At 57.6% G+C, this 18,060-nt stretch carries 18 protein-coding genes and 1 riboswitch; of the genes, 7 read left to right on the top strand and 11 right to left on the bottom strand.

Features of this window, described 5'->3' with window-relative positions; all coding sequences use genetic code 11:
• Positions 1-15 precede the first annotated feature (15 nt).
• A riboswitch (cyclic di-GMP riboswitch) is annotated at positions 16-104 on the bottom strand.
• A gap of 66 nt (positions 105-170) precedes the next feature.
• The 5 genes from VN577_08855 to VN577_08835 all read right to left on the bottom strand — a co-directional run bounded on the left by VN577_08855 (position 171) and on the right by VN577_08835 (position 4,027).
• Positions 171-1,166: an AgmX/PglI C-terminal domain-containing protein gene (locus tag VN577_08855; GenBank protein HWR14925.1), complete on the bottom strand. Its 996-nt coding sequence runs from the start codon at positions 1,164-1,166 to the stop codon at positions 171-173.
• Positions 1,167-1,241: 75 nt separating this feature from the next.
• The gene (locus VN577_08850; protein HWR14924.1) at positions 1,242-1,709 is read right to left on the bottom strand and encodes a biopolymer transporter ExbD; all 468 of its coding nucleotides are present in this window, start codon (positions 1,707-1,709) and stop codon (positions 1,242-1,244) included.
• 1 nt (position 1,710) lies between these two features.
• The gene (locus VN577_08845; protein HWR14923.1) at positions 1,711-2,130 is read right to left on the bottom strand and encodes a biopolymer transporter ExbD; all 420 of its coding nucleotides are present in this window, start codon (positions 2,128-2,130) and stop codon (positions 1,711-1,713) included.
• On the bottom strand, positions 2,117-2,824 hold the full coding sequence (locus tag VN577_08840) for a MotA/TolQ/ExbB proton channel family protein (protein HWR14922.1): 708 nt from the start codon (positions 2,822-2,824) through the stop codon (positions 2,117-2,119). Before VN577_08840 ends, VN577_08845 begins: the two co-directional genes overlap by 14 nt.
• Positions 2,825-3,187: 363 nt before the next feature.
• A complete protein-coding gene (locus VN577_08835) occupies positions 3,188-4,027 on the bottom strand; it encodes an RDD family protein (GenBank protein ID HWR14921.1) in 840 nt (279 codons plus the stop codon).
• A 316-nt stretch (positions 4,028-4,343) separates the two neighbouring features.
• On the opposite strand from VN577_08835, the gene VN577_08830 reads away from it, so the two are divergent.
• Genes VN577_08830 through VN577_08810 form a run of 5 tightly spaced genes read left to right on the top strand, consistent with a single transcriptional unit; the run spans position 4,344 to position 11,005 of the window.
• Entirely contained in the window at positions 4,344-4,913 is a 570-nt protein-coding gene (locus VN577_08830; protein HWR14920.1) for a hypothetical protein, read from the top strand.
• A gap of 3 nt (positions 4,914-4,916) precedes the next feature.
• Positions 4,917-6,797, top strand: a complete 1,881-nt coding sequence (locus VN577_08825) for a tetratricopeptide repeat protein (GenBank protein ID HWR14919.1) — start codon at positions 4,917-4,919, stop codon at positions 6,795-6,797.
• Positions 6,797-9,922 (top strand): tetratricopeptide repeat protein, encoded by a 3,126-nt coding sequence (locus tag VN577_08820; protein HWR14918.1) that lies wholly within the window; start codon positions 6,797-6,799, stop codon positions 9,920-9,922. The genes VN577_08825 and VN577_08820 overlap by 1 nt, the downstream gene beginning before the upstream one ends.
• Complete coding sequence (locus VN577_08815; GenBank protein ID HWR14917.1) at positions 9,906-10,595, top strand: tetratricopeptide repeat protein; 690 nt, start codon at positions 9,906-9,908, stop codon at positions 10,593-10,595. Before VN577_08820 ends, VN577_08815 begins: the two co-directional genes overlap by 17 nt.
• Positions 10,592-11,005: a hypothetical protein gene (locus tag VN577_08810; protein ID HWR14916.1), complete on the top strand. Its 414-nt coding sequence runs from the start codon at positions 10,592-10,594 to the stop codon at positions 11,003-11,005. The genes VN577_08815 and VN577_08810 overlap by 4 nt, the downstream gene beginning before the upstream one ends.
• A gap of 15 nt (positions 11,006-11,020) precedes the next feature.
• Here the strand turns inward: VN577_08810 and rfbB are convergent, their stop codons facing one another.
• From rfbB to VN577_08790, 4 genes are all read right to left on the bottom strand, one after another.
• The gene (gene rfbB / locus VN577_08805) at positions 11,021-12,088 is read right to left on the bottom strand and encodes a dTDP-glucose 4,6-dehydratase (GenBank protein ID HWR14915.1); all 1,068 of its coding nucleotides are present in this window, start codon (positions 12,086-12,088) and stop codon (positions 11,021-11,023) included.
• A 97-nt stretch (positions 12,089-12,185) separates the two neighbouring features.
• Positions 12,186-12,902, bottom strand: coding sequence for a DUF4197 domain-containing protein (locus tag VN577_08800; GenBank protein HWR14914.1), 717 nt, complete (start codon positions 12,900-12,902; stop codon positions 12,186-12,188).
• A 113-nt stretch (positions 12,903-13,015) separates the two neighbouring features.
• On the bottom strand, positions 13,016-13,363 hold the full coding sequence (locus VN577_08795; GenBank protein ID HWR14913.1) for a hypothetical protein: 348 nt from the start codon (positions 13,361-13,363) through the stop codon (positions 13,016-13,018).
• 57 nt (positions 13,364-13,420) lie between these two features.
• Entirely contained in the window at positions 13,421-14,146 is a 726-nt protein-coding gene (locus tag VN577_08790; GenBank protein HWR14912.1) for an SDR family oxidoreductase, read from the bottom strand.
• Between the two features lie 323 nt (positions 14,147-14,469).
• Between VN577_08790 and VN577_08785 the strand changes: the two genes are divergently transcribed.
• On the top strand, positions 14,470-15,795 hold the full coding sequence (locus tag VN577_08785; GenBank protein ID HWR14911.1) for a hypothetical protein: 1,326 nt from the start codon (positions 14,470-14,472) through the stop codon (positions 15,793-15,795).
• 64 nt (positions 15,796-15,859) lie between these two features.
• Here the strand turns inward: VN577_08785 and VN577_08780 are convergent, their stop codons facing one another.
• On the bottom strand, positions 15,860-16,267 hold the full coding sequence (locus VN577_08780; protein ID HWR14910.1) for a hypothetical protein: 408 nt from the start codon (positions 16,265-16,267) through the stop codon (positions 15,860-15,862).
• A 253-nt stretch (positions 16,268-16,520) separates the two neighbouring features.
• Between VN577_08780 and VN577_08775 the strand changes: the two genes are divergently transcribed.
• Entirely contained in the window at positions 16,521-17,492 is a 972-nt protein-coding gene (locus VN577_08775) for an ATP-dependent 6-phosphofructokinase (GenBank protein HWR14909.1), read from the top strand.
• Positions 17,493-17,516: 24 nt separating this feature from the next.
• Here the strand turns inward: VN577_08775 and VN577_08770 are convergent.
• Positions 17,517-18,060: hypothetical protein (locus VN577_08770; GenBank protein ID HWR14908.1), on the bottom strand; the 544-nt coding region annotated here is incomplete at its 5' end.

Raw genomic sequence — 18,060 nt, 5'->3', positions numbered from 1 at the left:
CGTTGTGGACTGGATTCCGGCGGTCCCGCCGTCGTAGGGCACTTGGCCCGTTAGACCGGTGACTTTGCGTGGCCATCTTTCGAATGGCTTTGCCTTTTTCAGAATCGCAACAAGAAACAACTGATCAGATCACGTTAGTTTCGCAATTCCATAACCTCTCTTGCGTGTCATCAACCGGCAGGCAGGAAGTCGATCGGGTAAGAGATCGTCACAGCCTGCACGCCTTCCTTTGCGCCGAAGTTGATTGTCTTGACGCGGTCCACAACCTTGTCTGCAAGCGCGGGTGCATCCATATCCGTGGATTGCAGAGCGCACATAGAGACGCTGCCGTCCGGCTCGATGGTGAGGCGCAGGATCATCTGGCCCTTCAAGCTGGGGTTGTTGCGCAGTTCGCGGTTGTACAGACGGTAGAACGACGCCTTGTGGCGATCGAACACGATCTGGATTTCTTCGTCGGTGCGAGAAAGTCCGTGCCCACTGCGTGCCTTGGGACGATCTCCGCCCGAGATTGACGCGATTGGGCTGCTGACCCGGCCACCACCTCCGGTGCCATCGCCTCCGCCCCAGCCTCCACGGCCCGTACCATTGCCTCCTCCGGATCCGCCACGACCGGTGCCGCCACCACCACCGCCACCACCACCGCCTCCTACACGACGATTCAAGGAGGCAACGTTGATACCACCGCTGGATCCAGGCGAATTGGTCGCTAACGCAGAAGGTGAAGATGACCTGCCTACATCATCGGCTGCGCCATAACGCGCTTCGGCTCCGAGGAGCGGCGCCACCTTGTCTTGTCTCAGACTCGCGAGTTTGTCCTTGAATGCCAGAATGCCGGCATTGCCCACTTTCTGCTGTCGCTGTTCTTCAACCGTAAAGCCCTTCTCTGGACCTGGCGGAAGTTCAGGGTTTCCGGGGCCATCGGGTCCCGGAGGAGCGTTGAGTTTCGGGTGAAGCGCGGGCGCAGGCGATCCCGCGGGAGCTCCGGCCGCAGTCATGCCTTTTGGCAGCGGAATCTTAGCCACCGGCGTTGAGACCTCAATACTCGGCGGACGATAGAACACGATGTCGACCTGTCTGTTCGAGGGCTCGCTGCGAAGCAGTTCTTTCGCCGGCACGAGCATCAGCAAGGCCAGCACGATGACATGGAACGCGAGGCTCGTCATCATGCTGCGTCTCGACGGCGCCCCGGATGTTCTCGACATGCTCCTTGCGTTTTCCATGCTAGTCACCAAGCAACCACCTCAATGGGTAGTAACAAATTCGATTTTCAAATCCTCGACACCCGATTTCGCCAGATCGAGGATTCGTAAAACTCCCTCGTAGTTCAGACGATCATCAGCCGCCAGGAATAGCACACGCTTCTCGGGAGGCTGGCCTCCCAGGAATGCCGCAACGCGAGTTGGCAATTCGGTCGCAGGGATGTTCTTGTCTGCAAGGGTCACGCGACAGTCCGCCGGGAGCCCCTCACCTGCGGGAGGCGTCAAAATTCGACAGTCCGTGGGCAAAATGCTCAGGATCAGCCGCGATTCTGCAGTTTGCGCCGCCACGGCATCCCCGGACGTTCGCGGGATGTGGACGTCATATCCCTGCATAAGCAAGGGCACAACAACCATGAAGATGATCAGCAGCACGAGCACCACGTCCACGAGTGGAGTAATGTTGATCTCGGACTGAAGACCCGCGCCGGAATCGTCTCTGTTGAACTGCATGCTATTGGCCTCCCCGGCCTTCTTTGCCCTTGGCAATCAGCCCCACGCCGCGGAAGCCCGATTGTTCGATCGCAATCATGGCTTGCCTGACTTCACGGAACCTGAGCCTTGCATCGGCGCGAACTACCACCCTCGGGTTCTCCTGCGTGCCGACAGCAGCGCGAAGTGCCTCGCCGAAGTTCTGCGGTGTGACTTGCTGATCGTCAATCCACATTCCGCCCGCGTCGTCGATGGAGACCAGGATCCGGCCTCTCTCGTCGCCCTGATCAGCTGGCTTCGTCGTCTTCGGCACTTCCACTTCAGGTCCCTTGCGCATCTGCGGCGCCATGACCATGAAGATGATCAGCAGCACGAGCACCACGTCGACGAGCGGCGTGATGTTGATGGCCGCCTGCATCTTGGTGGCTTCACCGAGCCGCATTCTCCACCTCCTCTGTCTCTTCGTCGGATATCTTCAGGTCCGGCATTTTGAACAAGCTGTTCACGAGCTGTGACGAGGCCCGGTTCATCTCGACGTGGAAGTTCTCGATCTTTCCGGTGAAGTGGTTGAACGCTACGACGGCCGGGATCGCGACGAAGATACCGAGAGCAGTCGAAACCAATGCTTCTGCGATACCGCCCGAGACCACCGCCATGCCGCCGGATCCAGCAGCCGCGATGCTTTTGAACGCATTGATGATTCCGACGACCGTACCGAAGAGGCCGATGAACGGAGCCGTAGAGCCGATTGTGGCAAGCAACCCGAGGCCCCATTTCAACTGGATCAATGTTTCCGACAGGGAATCCCGAAGGGCACTCTGAACGAGTTCGAGCGAGGCAACGGGATCGCGGCCCGCTTTGCATACACCGTCGTATTCGAGAATGCCTGCCGAGACTACCTGGGCTACGTATGACTTTTCGTGTTTCGGCAACGCGTCAATGAGTTCCTGGACATCTCCCTCATGAACGAATTTCTTGAACACGGGTTTGAACGTCTGCGACTGGCGCCAGGCTGTACGGAAACGCCGGTGCTTGTCGATGATCACTCCCAGCGAGAAGATGGACAGCGCTGCGAGGCAGAACATCACCGCGGCTCCGAATACGCCGACGTTACCCAGTAACTCCCTCAATGTCATGGCTCACTCCTGTGCAGTAGTTTGGAACGACGCGTAGTGACAAACAGCCTGTGTTTCCGTGCCGTGTAATTCCCACGCAGCCGTGCAATCTGGAACGCGGCGTAGTTTTAAGCAGACTGCCCTTGTCAACAAGAGTACGCGGGTGCAGAGACCCGACTACTGCACGTCCTTGATACCTTCGCGAGACGTACGAATTCGCAAACGTACACGGGCCTGATGGGCACGACCGAAGGTAAGTGGCCGATGTCAACGCTGGTGACACGGAGCGTATGTGCATAGATGAAAGCATCGCCACGAAAAGAATCCTCTGTGGCTGGTGGGATTGTGGCGTGCAGGGAAGCCAGTAGATGCGGAGGAGTTTTGTTATCGCAGCGAGGAGTCAACAGCGGTGACATCAGTCGGCGTGGCAGACTGGCGACGGAAATCAACTCGCAGCCTGTAAGAGCTCACGTAGGCAGAATCCGCGGTATAGCCGAGCTGTACCACGGTGCTGCCGAGATAACGCGGTGGCTGACTGGATTGTTCTGTGGCCGACCAAATTCGAGGCAATCCCCAGGCTGCGCCGCTAAGCGCACTTAGCCACAACACCACGGCAGCCGCTTTGGCGATGGGAGTGAATTTCGCTTCAACAACGATGGTGCCCGCGAGAATGTCCCCGAGCCGCTGACGCAGCCGAGAACATCCTGCGAAAACAGCGCCTACCAGGTAGAACCCAATTCCATCCACGAGGCGTAGTGCGTTACGAATTGCAGACGCGGCCACGCAGCTATGAGCAGCAGTGCGAGCAATACGGATGCCGACGATGATCTTGCCCAGAGTGGCACCGGCACTCGCCTCAAAGAGCCAGAGATAGGCGAATGAAAAGGTGATACCTAGCGCGCCTGCAGCCAGGAGTGACGCGGCTGTGAGGTGAAGGCCGTCCGCGTTGGTGAAGCCCCACTTTCTGAAAGTCCAAGCGCAGATCAACGATATGGCGGCGAGCACAATCACGGTGTCGAGCGCAGCGGCGATCAGTCGGTCGCCCAATCTGGCGGTCCGGGGGGCCGTGCGGTCGAATCGGCGTTCTTCGGCAATGACGGGAGCAGCACGCTCCACTACTCCGGATTCTTCCAGTAAGTACTGCGCGGGCGGAATCGTCGCGAGGCAAAGACCGCATTTACGACTATATGTGCTGATTCGATTTCCGCACTTAGGACAATCCATGCATCACCTGGTCTATCGACATCGGCGTTAGGTTATTGCCCGAGGGGAAAAATAGCAGCATGACCAAAGGGCAACCGAGAAGGCGCACTGGCCAGCCAGTCCAGAGGAACCGTACTTCTGTCATCATTCGTGCCAGCTACTTACCTTCGGTCGTGCCCATGAGGTCCGTGTACGTTTGCGAATTCGTACGTCTCGCGAAGGTATCAAGGCCCGGATGTAGCGAGGTCTCTGGCCCCGCGTACTCTTGTTGCCAACTCCAGTCTGCTTAAAACTACCCGGCGTTCCAATCTGCACGGCAGCATGGGGAAAACACGAGATGAGAAATAGTGCACGTTCATTGGTGGTGAGAGCTTTGATCCTGGCGTTGCCGTTTCTGTTCCTGACGGAATTGAATTCGGCCCCCATGCCGGGAGACGACAAAGGTCCGTCTTCCGATCAACAGCAGATGAGGGGCCTCGACGAACAGGTACAAGAGATCAAGTCAGACGTCCTCAATATTTCGCAGGAGTTAAGCCGGCTTGAGGAGAAGCTGCTCTATCCGTCAGGAACACAAGTCGCGATCTTCGTCGCTGTAAGCAAAGGTGACCAGATGCGCCTGGATAGCGTGAGGCTTCAGGTCGACGGCCAACTGGTCGCGCACCATATCTATAGCGCGAAGGAACTCGAGGCGCTGCGGAAGGGCGGAGTGCAAAGGATCTACGTGGGCAACGTCGCTACTGGAGACCACAAGCTGGAAGTGCTCATGGATGGCAAACTCCAGGGCGGGGACGACTTCAGCCGTACGCAAACATTTACCTTCCGCAAAGAAGTGAAGCCAAAGCTGGTGGGATTGACGCTGGGAGGACCGAGTTCCGGCAACTCGCCCATCACGCTTGGGGAATGGTAATCCATGCGAAAGACACACTGGATCATCGGCCTCTGCCTGGCCTTGGGAATTGCGGTTTGCCCAGCCACTGCGGGCGACCTGAAGGATCTCTATTTCGGGGAGGCGCTTTATCACGCCTATCAGGGACAGTACTTCGATGCACTCCAGCGGCTCGATACGGAATTGGCCATGTATCGCGGTCTTGATCAGCCCAAACTCGACACTCTGCATTACCACGTCAACGACGCGGAGTTCGACGTTGGCGACTTTGAACTCAACTACCGCATGCACCACCGGGCGGGGCGAGCGATCAAGGCGGTTCTAGAGGGCGCAGTAGATGAATCGGTGCGAAACGAGGCGGCATTCCGGCTCGCTCGAATTCATTTTCAGAAAGGCCAGCTCGACGATGCCCAGCACGCGCTGGAGCGAATCAGCGGCAATATCCCCGAAAACATCAAGAGCGATATCGAATTTCTGCGTGCCAACATCTACATGGCAACGGGGCGGCCGAGCGAAGCAGTGAAGGTGCTGCAGCGCCTGCAAACGAGCCAGGGCGTTGACGGTTTCGTTGGCTACAACCTGGGTATCGCGCTGTTGCAGGATGGCCGGCAAAAAGAAGCGATTGAACAACTGGATAGAACAGGGCAGTTGCCAGCTACTGGCGCGGCCGCTCTCGCCATTCGCGACAAGGCCAACTTGGTGCTTGGCACGATCTTGTTCGAATCGGGCAACTTCGACGGTGCAAAACAGTCACTGGATCGGGTCCGACTCGACGGGCCATTTTCCAACCAAGCGCTTTTGCGGGCAGGGTGGGCCGAGACCACGGCTCAGCATCATGATCGAGCACTCGTTCCGTGGAACCTTCTGGCGAGTCGCGAACCGACCGACGTTGCGGTCCAGGAAGCGATGCTTACGGTTCCGCACGCGTACGCGGACCTGAACTTGTACGGCCGCGCCGCACTTACCTACGGCAGTGCGCTCGAATCGTATAGCGGCCAGATCAAGAGAGTTGATGCGTCCATCGGCAGCATAAGAGAAGGACGATTTCTAAAGGCCCTCATCCGCGAAGAGACGCGACAGGACGAGAACTGGGTGATCAAGCTGCGCACCCTGCCGGATGCACCGGAAACCTACTACCTGATGGAACTCATGGCCTCTCATGACTTCCAGACGGCTTTGCACAACTATCTCGATCTTGAAGAATTGCGGTCGAAGCTCACGGGTTGGCAGACAAGCCTGGAAGCATTCGTCGATCTCATCGGGCTACGCGGAGAGAACTACAAGCCGCTGCTACCGGAAGTCGATGCGAAGTTCCAGGAATTGGACTCCAGGATCCGGCTTCGTCGAGCCCAGCGTAAGCATTTGAGTGAGAGGCTGCAGACAATTCTGACATCACCCCGCCCGGATTACCTCGCCACCGCGGATGAGCGCAGCGACGGCGATAGCATTGCGCTGATCGAGAAGCAGATCGGCGACTCTGACACTCCGGAAGCGACCGTTCTTCGCGAACGCGCGGCCCGTCTCCGTGGCTTGCTGACATGGCGGCTGGAAACCGAGTACAACGACCGGCTAACTGCAGCTTATGAGCACCTGGACGAATTGAATGCACAAATGAAAGCTCTCGATCGACAATACGAAAGTTTTGTAAGGACGAGACAGGCTGCAACGCAGAGCTATGTCGGATACGACACGCAAATTGGACAGCTTCGGAACCGCGTGAACGACTCATTACAGCGGGTCGATTTATTGATGGCGCGGCAGGGACATATGATCGAGGTCGTCGCTATTAACCAGCTCGAAGCGAGACGGAAGCGCCTTGTAGCACAGCAGACGGAAGCTCGATACGGCGTGGCTGCCAGCTACGACCGCGCAGCGCGTGCTCAGTCCGATGCGGGAGGGCGCTAATGCATAAGCCCACAATTCCGATGGTGCTGGCTTTGGCCTTCACGATTGGGTGTGCCGCACGCGCGAAGAAGACGCCCGGCACGCTGGCAGAGCTGCACGATGTGCGTCCGGACATTCAAGAGGTGAAGGTGGAGCACGGCCTGGATCAGGCCTTGCAGCACTACCGCCAATTTGTAGACGAGACACCGAAGACCCCGATGACCCCCGAGGCCATGCGTCGTCTCGCGGATCTGCAAATCGAGAAACAGTTCGGTATACGCGGTGGCGATACAAAGCCCAAAGAGATGGCTGCCCCGGAACGCGCCGAGGCGATTCCGGCGACGCAGGCTAGTGCTCCCAATCCGAACACAGCCGATACCGCCCCGCGTGAATCCGCTCAGGACTTCGAGCGTCGCACAACCGCCGAAGGCACGATTCCAGCGGGCAACAACGCCGAGTCCGCCTCGGCAGATGCGCTGCGGGCGGGCACGGATCCCAAGGGACCACTCGAGGCAATTGCTCTCTATGATCGATTGCTGACCGAATATCCGAACTACGAGCACAGAGACAAGGTTCTTTATCAAAAAGCGCGTGCCTACGATGAACTCGGCCGGACTGAAGAAGCCATCGAGACGATGGAGCGTCTGATTCGCGAGAATCCAAGTTCCGAGCACTACGACGAAGTGCAGTTCAGACGAGGCGAGTACTTCTTCACGCGCCGTCGTTATCGCGACGCAGAGAATGCATATTCGGCAGTTGTGAGCATGAAAGCTGCGTCGTCGTATTACGAACTGGCGGTCTACAAACTGGGCTGGACGTTTTACAAGCAGGACCTCTACGACGAAGCACTCGACAAATACATGGCCTTGCTCGACTACAAGGTATCTGTCGGTTACGACTTCGACCAACGACACGAGGAAGAAGACGAGCGCCGCGTTGCCGATACGTTCCGCGTCATCAGTCTGAGTTTCAGCAACCTGGGCGGCCCCGACGCCGTACGCAAATACTATTCGGCAGCAGGGAAGCGTTCATACGAAGATCGCGTCTACAGCAACCTTGGCGAGCATTACCTCGGCGAATTGCGCTATCAGGATGCGGCAAAGACATACCAGGCCTTTGTTTCGCTTTATCCGTTTCATCGCGCGTCACCGCACTTCAGCATGCGCGTTATCGATACTTTCACAAAAGGCGGATTCCCCAAACTCGTGCTGGAGTCGAAGCGCGAGTTCGCTTCCAAGTACGGCCTGAAAGCCGAATACTGGCAGCATTTCAAGCCCGAAGACTCTCCGCAGGTTCTGGCATATCTCAAGTCGAACCTGAGGGATCTCGCCATGCACTATCACGCCGAGTATCAGGCTGCGCAGGATTCGGGCGAGAAACTGGCAAATTACCAGGAAGCCCGCCGGTGGTACGGCGACTATCTTGATTCTTTTCCGAAGGATCCCGATTCGCCAGCGATTAACTATCAGTTCGCTGATCTTTTACTCGAAAACAATGATTTTGGCGAAGCAGCAACGCAGTACGAACGCACGGCTTACGGCTATCCGGCGCATCCCCGATCGGCTGATGCCGGGTATGCCGCTGTTTATGCTTACCGTGAGCAGTTGAAGGTTGCAGGCGCGGAGCAGCAGGAATCGGTGAAGCGCAGCACCATTGCTAGCTCGCTCAAGTTCGCCGATACGTTTCCTGAGCACGCGCACGCCGCAGACGTACTGGGAGCAGCTGCGGATGACATGTACGAGATGAAGGATTACCGCCCCGCGATCGAGGCTGCTCAGCGCCTCATCGATCGTTATCCGGGTGCTGCTGCCGACCTTCGGCGCTCAGCGTGGATTGTTGTTGCGCACGGCTCGTTTGAACTCGCCGAATATGCTCAGGCCGAGCGGGCTTACTCGCAGGTGCTGGCAGCCACGACAGAAAGTGACAAGTCGCGTGCCGCATTCGTCGATAACCTTGCAGCATCCATTTACAAGCAGGGTGAGCTTGCCAACCAGGCACAGGATTACCGTGCGGCGGCTGGTCATTTTCTGAGGATTCGCTCGGCCGCGCCTACTTCCACGATTCGAGCGGCAGCCGAATACGATGCGGGCGCCGCTTTGATCAGACTTCAAGACTGGACTGCGGCAGTCGACGTGCTCAAAGCCTTCCGCGATAGCTTTCCTGATCACAAGTTGCGTCCGGAGGCCGACAAGCAAATTGCGAATGCGTATCGCGAGAGCGGCCAATTGGCGAACGCTGCTGCGGAATACGACGGCATCGCTTCGAAGTCGACGGATCCCGTTGTCCGCAGCGAAGCTCTGCTGCTCGCAGGAGACCTCTACGAGAAATCCAATGTCCGTGATCGCGCATTGGATGTGTACACCCGTTACGTAACCGAGTTTCCGCGGCCGATCGACACGGCTCTCGAAACGCGCTCAAAAATTGCGGAGATGTACAAATCGGCGAATGACGATGCTCGTTATCACCAGGAGCTGAAGGAAATCGTACGCATCGACGCCGAGGCTGGTTCGGACAGAACCGGTCGTACGCGGACACTTGCAGCTCGGTCGGCGTTGGTCTTGGCAGAAATGGTTTATCAGGACTTCGTGGTTGTTAAGCTGCGGCAACCGTTTGAGGTCAGCCTGAAAGAGAAGCAACAGCGGATGGAAGCCACCATCGACACGATGGGACATCTCGTCAAATACGAGATCGCGGATGTTACGGCGGCAGCTACTTTCTACATAGCTGAGACCTACTCCGATTTCAGCCGCTCGCTCCTGCAATCGGAACGGCCAACCGATTTGAAGCCGGACGAGTTGAAAGACTTCGAGCAAGCCCTTGATGAGGAAGCGTTTCCGTTCGAGGAAAAAGCCATCGGTGTGCATGAAAAGAATATGGAGATGCTGCGAGCCGGCGTCTTCAATGAGTGGACGCAAAAGAGTCTCGGCAGGCTGACCGAACTTATGCCGGGACGCTACGCAAAGCCCGAGATGAGTACGGGTTTCCTGGCTGCCATCGATACTTATGCTTATCGATCACCCTTATCGCCGGTTTCGGCTCCCGCAGCAGGTACCGCCGACACAACGCCTGGTTCGCCGGACCAGACAGGCCCCGCGGCGCCGCAGGCCGTAGAAAAAGGAATGGTGAACCATGGAACTCCGCAATAACTCTCGCGCCTTAAAAGCGCTTTACTGCGGATTGTTGTGCCTGGCTCTGTCTATCGCCTTGGGCTGCGCTGCTTCTGCGCGACGACCGATGGCGGTAGCGCCAATGCCAAAGCCACTGGTAGAGTCGCCCGCCACGCTCGATGTACAGCGAGATGCAGGCGGTGTCATGTTCACGCAACACGTACCCGTCACCGAAGAACTACGCGCGGAGTACGACCGGGCAGAGCACATGCTGGAGCAGGCGCAGTACGAGCAGGGCATCCCTCTCATGCTCAAGGTCACGGAACAGGCTCCCAAGTTAACGGCTGCCCAGATTAACCTCGGCATTGCGTATGCGCGTACCGGGGAACTGGATAAGGCGGAAGCCAGCTTGCGTAAAGCGCTGGAATCGAATCCACAACATCCCGCCGCTTATAACGAGCTCGGTATGGTGCAGCGGCGAAAGGGAGAATTTGCTAAGGCGCGCGCGAGTTACGAATCGGCCCTGACGCAGTTTGCCGATTATCACTATGCGCACAAGAACCTGGCGATTCTGTGCGATCTCTATCTCGGCGACTACTCCTGCGCTATGGAGCACTACGAGGCGTACAGCCGGCTGGTCCCGGGCGACACTGACGTCGCCAAATGGATTGCTGACCTTCGCAATCGCGCACAAAAAGGGGAGAAGCGATGATCCGATACTCGTTAGTTCTGCTACTGCTGGCGAGCAGCATGGCTGTAGCCCAGGACAAGAGCAAGGTCCAGGCCGCCGGCAAAACACAGGACGCGACGGAAGCAGTCCAGACCGCGAAGGCACAGCCCCCCGCGGAAGCCCAACAGACTGCGCTACAAGGCAGCGAGCAGCAGAAATCAGGAGAAGATAGCAAGTTGGTCTCAGTTCCCGGAGGGAAGGCGCTCGGCATGTCGATTCTGGGTAACCAGGACGCACCAAAATCGCTGGTGATCGTTCCATGGAAGACCTCGGAACTCGGCGACACACCGGGCATATCACCGATGCTGGACGACTCTCGACAGCCGGTAGACAAAGAAGTGTTTATGCGGTCGTTGCGATATTACGAGATCCGCTCGGAAAGCAAGCCGTAATGATTTTGCCATCGCTCACATGTGAGCTTTGCTTTCGGGGACCCATGTACAGTACTTGCCGGTGGTGACATTCTGCACCCACTCTGGGTTTGTCAGGTACCACTCCACGGTCTCCCGCAGCCCAGTATCGATGTTCTTCGTCGGTAGCCATCCAGTTTCGAGCTTTATTTTGGAGGAGTCGATTGCGTACCTACGGTCGTGTCCTGGACGATCTGCCACATACGTGATCAGAGACTCGTAATATCCGGTTTGACTTGGCCTGCGTTCCTGAAGGATCTTTGCGATGTCGTGTGCGATACGAATGTTCGGAACCTCGGTGCCCCCGCTTACGTTGTAACTTTCACCCGGAGATCCCGCCGCCAACACCGCGCGAAGGGCCTCGCAGCAATCTTTCACGTACAGCCACTCCCGCGTTTGGAGTCCGTCGCCATAGATCGGCATTGGCTTTCCCGCGACCGCATTCACGATAAGGAGTGGAATTAGCTTCTCTGGAAACTGTCGAGGCCCGTAATTATTGGAAACGTTCACGATCACTGTCGGAAGACCGTACGTCTGATGGAAGGACCGCACCAGGTGGTCTGACGATGCTTTTGAAGCCGCATATGGACTGTTCGGTGCGTACGCTGTTGACTCCGTCACAGGTGGATCTTCAGGGTTCAGCGAACCGTAGACTTCGTCTGTCGATCCATGAAGGAAACGAAACGACATTCTCTCGTCCGGCGGCAGTTCACGCCAATACTCAAGACAAGCTTGAAGTAGTCGAAATGTTCCAATGATGTTCGTTTGGACGAAAGTTTCCGGTGCGTGAATGGATCGATCGACATGACTCTCAGCCGCTAGATGTACTACCGCTCGCGGCCGATGACGTTTCAAGAGCGTATCCAGAAGTGCAGAATCGCAGATGTCGCCGAGAACGAACTCGTGACGTTGGCTCTCTAGAGCGCCGGCGAGATTGTCCCGGTTTCCCGCATAAGTGAGCAGATCAAGGTTGACTACCTTGTGCGCTTCCTTATCAAGCCACTGAAGGACGAAGTTCGAGCCAATAAACCCAGCTCCGCCCGTGACTAGGATCGTCGGCTGCATGCGGTGAATATAAAGGGAACGGACTGCAGAATGCTAGGCGTCAGGTTGCAGCTAGCTCATGGCCGCTATTACCCGCGAAGGTGGACCAGGTGCGACGCTATTTACGCCCGAAAACTTCTCGCAGGATGGCCGTTGTTCTCGCCGCTGGGTTGGTCCGAATCTTCTTTTCTTCTTCCCCAAGCATATAGAACAGGCCGTCCAGAGTCTTTCCGACAACATATTTATTGATGTCGAAGTTTCCCGTGAGCGCCGTGCCACCCGGCGTGCTCTTCAGCATACGGTTGTACTGCTGGATCACTCCCACGCGCTCCATTTGTTCTTTCACGATTGGCGCGAAGGCTTCGGTGAGCTCGTCCGTACTCTGGCGCTTGAAGTAATCAGTGGCAGCGGTATTGCCACCCGTGAAAATCTGCCGGGCGTCGCTGAAGGTCATGCGCTTGATGGCGTTCAGGAATATCTGTTTTGCCAGGGGCGTCGCCTGCTCGGCCGCGCGGTTCATGCCAATTTCCAGTTCGTCCACCTGGGCTCCTCTGCCTAGCATTCTTAACCCTTTAGCCACCGGACGAAGTTTTTCCGGCAGCAGGATCTTGATTGCCTCGTTCTTTAGGAAGCCGTCGGGACGCCCCGTGGCGGCCACAGCTTTTCCGGTGCTGACCCTCAGCGCCTCGCTCAGTCCTGAAGCAATCTTCTGGTCGCTCAGGCTGCCGCTTCGGTTGCGCTGCATGCCTTCGGTGGCTTGCTGGAGGATGTCTTGCAGTTGTGCCTGCGCGGTGCAGCAGAATGACAGAACGAGAGCCAGTAACGCGGTATGCATGATTGGAAATTGTAGGCCCGTAGGGCCGCCGGAGGCAGTACCGTTGGTTCACGTACCGATGCGCAGAGCAAAAAGGCGTCCCAGTTTGGGACGCCTCTTCTACTCTGTTCAAACTACCGCGTTCTGATCGGCTGCGCCGGAAGAATCTCCGGGCCCTTGGAATTCTGCTCGCCGCGTGTGACAAACCAAACGGCTGCGGTCCAGGTGGGGAAAAGGTCGAAGCCCGGCAGCATCTCGCTGGCGAACGACGGAAGGAATGCCCAGTGCCACCCCAGTGTTCTCGTCAACAGGGCTGCCATCAGTGCGTCAAGCGCCGCATTCAGGGGCGAAAGTCCGCCCGCCGCGAACAGGGGAAAAAGGCCGATCTGAAGCGCGTCGGCCGCGATTGCGAGAGACCATGCCACCCGGTGTTCCGGAAGGCGCAGAGCACGGATTTGGTCGAACCAACGAGTTATCGGCATAGTTGTATAGGATGCTGTGTCAGTCCCGGCGATTCGCATTCCCAACCGATCCGCACCTCATGGCTTCTGTGTAGGCCGCAGTACCACTTCGCTGGCAAATGACTGAGGCGCCTGGGTTACCAGCATTGCCACAACATGTGCTACATCGTCGGGTTTCAACATTCGACTCTTATCTTTCCCGGTATGTGGGCTCAAATCGGTGTCCACCGACCCGGGACAGACAACAGTCACTCTGATGTTGTACTGGCGGAGTTCTTCCGCAACAGAGTAAGTGAGCCCGTTCAGGCCCCACTTGGATGCGGCGTACACCGCTCCATTGGGCAGTGCGTTCTTGCTTGCGATGGAGGAGATATTAATGATGTCGCCCGATTTGTGCTCGATCATGGAGGGAGCGAAGGCGCGGATGGTGTAGTACACACCGCGTAGGTTGGTGTTGATGACTTTGTCCCAGTCATCGGGCGGCAGCAAATGAAGTGGCCCGCCGAACCCTCTTACTCCCGCGTTATTAACCAGAATGTCAACATGGCCAAAAGTCGTTTTCACGAACTCGGCTAAGTTCTCCACTGCCGTCAGTTTCGAGAGGTCGCACGCCACAGCCTTGCACCGTCCGCCGTTGGCCGTGATCTCGGAGGCCACCGAGTCAAGCTGGGTCTGGTCGCGTCCGCAGATCACCACCGAGATCTCCAGTTCGGCCAGCTTCCGTGCGATTGCCGCGCCTATGCCTCTGTTTCCGCCGGTCACGACAGCCACTTTCTGCTTCCAGTCTCGCTTAGAGTCCTCCACTTGCGTTCTCCTGTATCCTAAGATGACGCGTTCAAGTCCGGCGGTTTCGGCAACACTCAAACCGTTCTTTCGCATCAGATATGGAAACCATTTTGCGCCATCAGTGCTCGTGTCCCCAAACGCTTGCATTCAGGGAACTTACATTTTTATAATCTGCGTCCGCACCTTTCCCGGTCATTTCTGTCATGACGTAGGGCACGGCGGCGGAAGAACAAGCCGTTCCGGGCCGAAGCGTGTGGGTGGGTTCGCACGCGGAGTCGGGTTGGCGCAGCACTGAAAATAGATTCGACGTCACTTCGCAATGTGCTAAGGAGCCAAAAGGAATGAAGAAGTCGCTCGTAACGCTAGTGCTCATGTTTGCGGTGGCCGCGACGGCCCAGACCGCTCAACAGCCTGCGGCGCCGCAAGGAGGACAGCAGGGCGCGCCGGCACAGAAAAAAGAAATCAAGGACCCTGCTGAATACAACGCCTACATGGGTGCTATTCAAGCCACGGATCCCAATGCCAAGGCTCAGGCTTTGGACGCCTTCGTCGCCAAGTACCCCAACAGCGTGATGAAGGAAGACGCCCTGGAATTGCTCATGCGTACCTACCAGCAGCTCCAGAACGTGCCCAAGACCATGGAGACGGCCAACCGTGTCCTTCAGGCCAACCCGAACAACGTCACCGCCATGGCTCTGCTCAGCTACCTGCATCGCTTACAGGCGCAGGCTGGTCAGGACCCGCAGAATAATCTTGCCCAGGCCCGCCAATTCGGCGAGAAAGGTCTGGCTGCTCTGCCCAACATGCCGAAACCGGAAGGAATGGCTGATCTCGATTTCGCCAAGTTGAAGGACAGTCTCGCAGGCATTTTCAACGGATCGGTCGGAATTGCTGCTCTACAGGGCAATGAATTTCCGGTTGCCCAAAAGTCGCTTCAGGACGCTGTCAATACAACGCCGACGGACTTTAGCCTGATCTATCCACTGGCGCTCTCATACCTGAACGCACCCCAGCCGGTTTGGCTCCAGGGAATCTGGTACACGGCGCGCGCTGCCAATCTTGCTCCCACGCCGCAGTACAAGGCTCAGATCAGCGAGTTTGGCCGCCGCAAGTACATCAAGTACCACGGTGGCGAAGATGGCTGGACGGACGTTCTCGCCGCAGCCGCTGCCAGCCCGACTCCGGCCGAGGGCTGGACGATTAAACCCGCACCGACACCGGCGGAGCAGGCTGCCATCATGGTTCAGCAGAAGCCTGTCGCGCAGATGTCGTTCGACGAAATCCAGTTCGTTTTGACGTCCGGCAATCAGCAGGCCGCTGAAACGGTCTGGAGCCAGATCCAAGGTAAGCCGCTCGCCATGGTTGGCAACGTCGTTAGTGCCACCGCGACCCAGTTGATGATTGCCGGCACGTACGACGACATCAACGCCAATCCACCGAAAGCCGACATCACCTTGACGATGGCTGGCGAGATTCCAACCGCGCGCATTCCTAAGCCGGGCCAGCAGCTCGCTTTCCAGGGCAAGCCGACTTCCTACACGCCGAATCCGTTCATGGTGACGATGGAAGACGGAGCGCTCGTGGTGCAGAAAGGCGCAGCTTCTTCAGGTGCTTCGAAAACTCCGGCGAAGAAAGCTCCAGCCAAACGCACACCTCGCAAGAAGTAGTTGCGTTATAAATAGAAAAGCAGCCGTTTTCGGACGGCTGCTTTTTTGTTTGCCTGGAACTCTGTTACGCGTCGAAGTGGTCGCTGTTAATCAGATCCACCGTGATGCGGCCCTTTAGTGCGGCTTCGGCGGCGGCCAACACATCGAAAATTTCTTCTGCTTCGGAACTCATTTCCGAAGGCTGCTGTAACACTCGTTTTACGAGGTGCGACTGTACGGCCGTAAGGTCCTTGTCAGTCGTGTCGAGCACGTGGCGCGAAGCGAACGACTGCGGGGCCGAGAGATAGCGCGACACGAAAACCTGCGCGTGCGCTTCGCCACAGAAGTGGCGCACGCTCGGTGCCTTGGCCTGGTCCTCGCGCCAGTGCGAGAGCAGTACGCCGTTTGACGTGACCTCGGCCATTGACCAATTGTTCACGTCGCGCTTTTCGGCGCCGCAGATTTCGCAATAGTACTTATGGATCAGGCTCATATTTTTTCCTCCAGTTTCGGCCACCTTGGCGGAAACTCTCTTATCTACACAAACCCGCTCTGGCGCGATTTGTTGCAGCATTGATATCCTGCTTTTGCACTCTGTCTTCATACCGGAATCGTTTTCTGATTGTGTGGGCGTATATTCCAGAATTCCGGGATACCAGTGTGATTGGAATTAAGCAGGAAACGATTCACAAACTGACGTTACTCATTTCAGTCGTAGCACTACTGAGAGAAGTTGAAGGAGCGCAATGAAACGAATTGCGGTATTGACGAGCGGTGGCGATGCGCCAGGGATGAACGCGGCGATCCGCGCCGTGGTCCGCACCGGTATCGACAAGGGTTGGGAAGTGGTCGGCGTTCGCGGCGGATACAGTGGACTGGTTGCCGGCGATTACGCGCAGTTGCGGGCCCGCGACGTGGGCGGCATCATTCAGCGCGGCGGTACCGTGCTCGGCAGCGCCCGCTGTCTCGATTTTCACGAGATTGACACCCGGAAGAAAGCCCTCGCTCACCTCGCGCAATGGGGCATCGACGGTCTAGTGGTGATCGGCGGCAACGGATCGCAGACCGGGGCCAACGCTCTCTCCGAGATGGGATTTCCGGTTGTTGGCGTCGCCTCGACCATCGACAACGACCTACTCGGATCCGAGCTTACGATCGGCGTCGACACTGCGCTCAATATCGCGCTTGAGGCCATCGATCGCCTGAAGGTCACCGCGTCCTCACACCGTCGCGGGTTCCTCGTCGAAGTCATGGGTCGCAACTGCGGGTACCTTGCGCTCATGGCCGGTATCGCGGGAGGCGCTGAACTCGTCGTGGTGCCGGAAATAGAAATCGCTCCTCCTGACGTTGCGCGCGTCCTCGGCGACGCCTACAAACGGGGCAAGCAGCACGCCGTGGCCGTAGTCGCCGAAGGAGCCACCTACGACGCCGAAGCCCTGGTCACGTACTTCAAGAAGCACTCCGCGGAAATTGGCTTCGAATTGCGCGCCACCATCCTTGGACACGTCCAGCGCGGCGGACAGCCGACCGCCTTCGACCGCCTCCTTGCCACACGCCTCGGAGCCGGAGCAGTGGATGCTCTCGCTCGTGGGGAAAGCGGCGTGGTCGTCGGCATCAACCAGAGCAAGGTCACTACCACTCCGCTCAAGGACATTGTCGGCAAGACAAAGTCGATCGATCCGCAACTGTTCGAACTCGCCAAGTCACTCGAGCGGTAGTTCTTGCTTTTCCCCAGGGCGCGGCTACTGCCGCGCCGTTTCCATTAGGCGCATGGCCTGCGCGTGTTCTTCGGCTTGGATTTTCTCCACATTTTCGATTTCGGTGATGGCGTGGGCGATCTCGCGCGGGGTGGGGTTTGGGTTCTGACGGAAGTGACTATCCAACTTAATGCGGCGGAGCTTGTATCGCTGTTCGTAGGTACCGACTTCGTTGTCGCCGTGGATGTTGCGAGTGATCTCGGGGAACTCATCTTCCTGAATAGGAATCCAGACAGGGTCGGAACCTTTGGGCGGCGCGGGTGTGCGGAGCGGTCGCAGTCCCATGGCGGTGGCGAGGTGGGCGAAGCGGGATGGCGTGAAGTCAGCGGTGAGGGGTTGGGAGTCGGCGGTCGGGAGGGCCGACTCGGATGACGAGGCGGAGTCTAATGCGGATGTGTGCTCAGGCGACTCCGTGTTCGTCATTCGTGCGGAACTGTTCGGTTCGGCAGGTGCTGTTGAATTGGTGGTGTTGACGGTGCTGGCGGCTAGTTCGTCGGGGGTGGATTCGATGCGGACACCGAGGACACGC

The organism is Terriglobales bacterium, assembly GCA_035561515.1.
GTDB lineage: Bacteria > Acidobacteriota > Terriglobia > Terriglobales > Acidobacteriaceae > DATMXP01.
This window is presented reverse-complemented; position numbering and strand designations above follow the sequence as displayed.

What these genes read in the sequence shown, in the direction of transcription:
- VN577_08855 (HWR14925.1), bottom strand. Translation starts at nt 1,166, where the DNA reads ATGATGACGAGCCTCGCGTTCCATGTCATCGTGCTGGCCTTGCTGATG.
- VN577_08850 (HWR14924.1), bottom strand. Translation starts at nt 1,709, where the DNA reads ATGCAGTTCAACAGAGACGATTCCGGCGCGGGTCTTCAGTCCGAGATC.
- VN577_08845 (HWR14923.1), bottom strand. Translation starts at nt 2,130, where the DNA reads ATGCGGCTCGGTGAAGCCACCAAGATGCAGGCGGCCATCAACATCACG.
- VN577_08840 (HWR14922.1), bottom strand. Translation starts at nt 2,824, where the DNA reads ATGACATTGAGGGAGTTACTGGGTAACGTCGGCGTATTCGGAGCCGCG.
- VN577_08835 (HWR14921.1), bottom strand. Translation starts at nt 4,027, where the DNA reads ATGGATTGTCCTAAGTGCGGAAATCGAATCAGCACATATAGTCGTAAA.
- VN577_08830 (HWR14920.1), top strand. Translation starts at nt 4,344, where the DNA reads ATGAGAAATAGTGCACGTTCATTGGTGGTGAGAGCTTTGATCCTGGCG.
- VN577_08825 (HWR14919.1), top strand. Translation starts at nt 4,917, where the DNA reads ATGCGAAAGACACACTGGATCATCGGCCTCTGCCTGGCCTTGGGAATT.
- VN577_08820 (HWR14918.1), top strand. Translation starts at nt 6,797, where the DNA reads ATGCATAAGCCCACAATTCCGATGGTGCTGGCTTTGGCCTTCACGATT.
- VN577_08815 (HWR14917.1), top strand. Translation starts at nt 9,906, where the DNA reads ATGGAACTCCGCAATAACTCTCGCGCCTTAAAAGCGCTTTACTGCGGA.
- VN577_08810 (HWR14916.1), top strand. Translation starts at nt 10,592, where the DNA reads ATGATCCGATACTCGTTAGTTCTGCTACTGCTGGCGAGCAGCATGGCT.
- rfbB (HWR14915.1), bottom strand. Translation starts at nt 12,088, where the DNA reads ATGCAGCCGACGATCCTAGTCACGGGCGGAGCTGGGTTTATTGGCTCG.
- VN577_08800 (HWR14914.1), bottom strand. Translation starts at nt 12,902, where the DNA reads ATGCATACCGCGTTACTGGCTCTCGTTCTGTCATTCTGCTGCACCGCG.
- VN577_08795 (HWR14913.1), bottom strand. Translation starts at nt 13,363, where the DNA reads ATGCCGATAACTCGTTGGTTCGACCAAATCCGTGCTCTGCGCCTTCCG.
- VN577_08785 (HWR14911.1), top strand. Translation starts at nt 14,470, where the DNA reads ATGAAGAAGTCGCTCGTAACGCTAGTGCTCATGTTTGCGGTGGCCGCG.
- VN577_08780 (HWR14910.1), bottom strand. Translation starts at nt 16,267, where the DNA reads ATGAGCCTGATCCATAAGTACTATTGCGAAATCTGCGGCGCCGAAAAG.
- VN577_08775 (HWR14909.1), top strand. Translation starts at nt 16,521, where the DNA reads ATGAAACGAATTGCGGTATTGACGAGCGGTGGCGATGCGCCAGGGATG.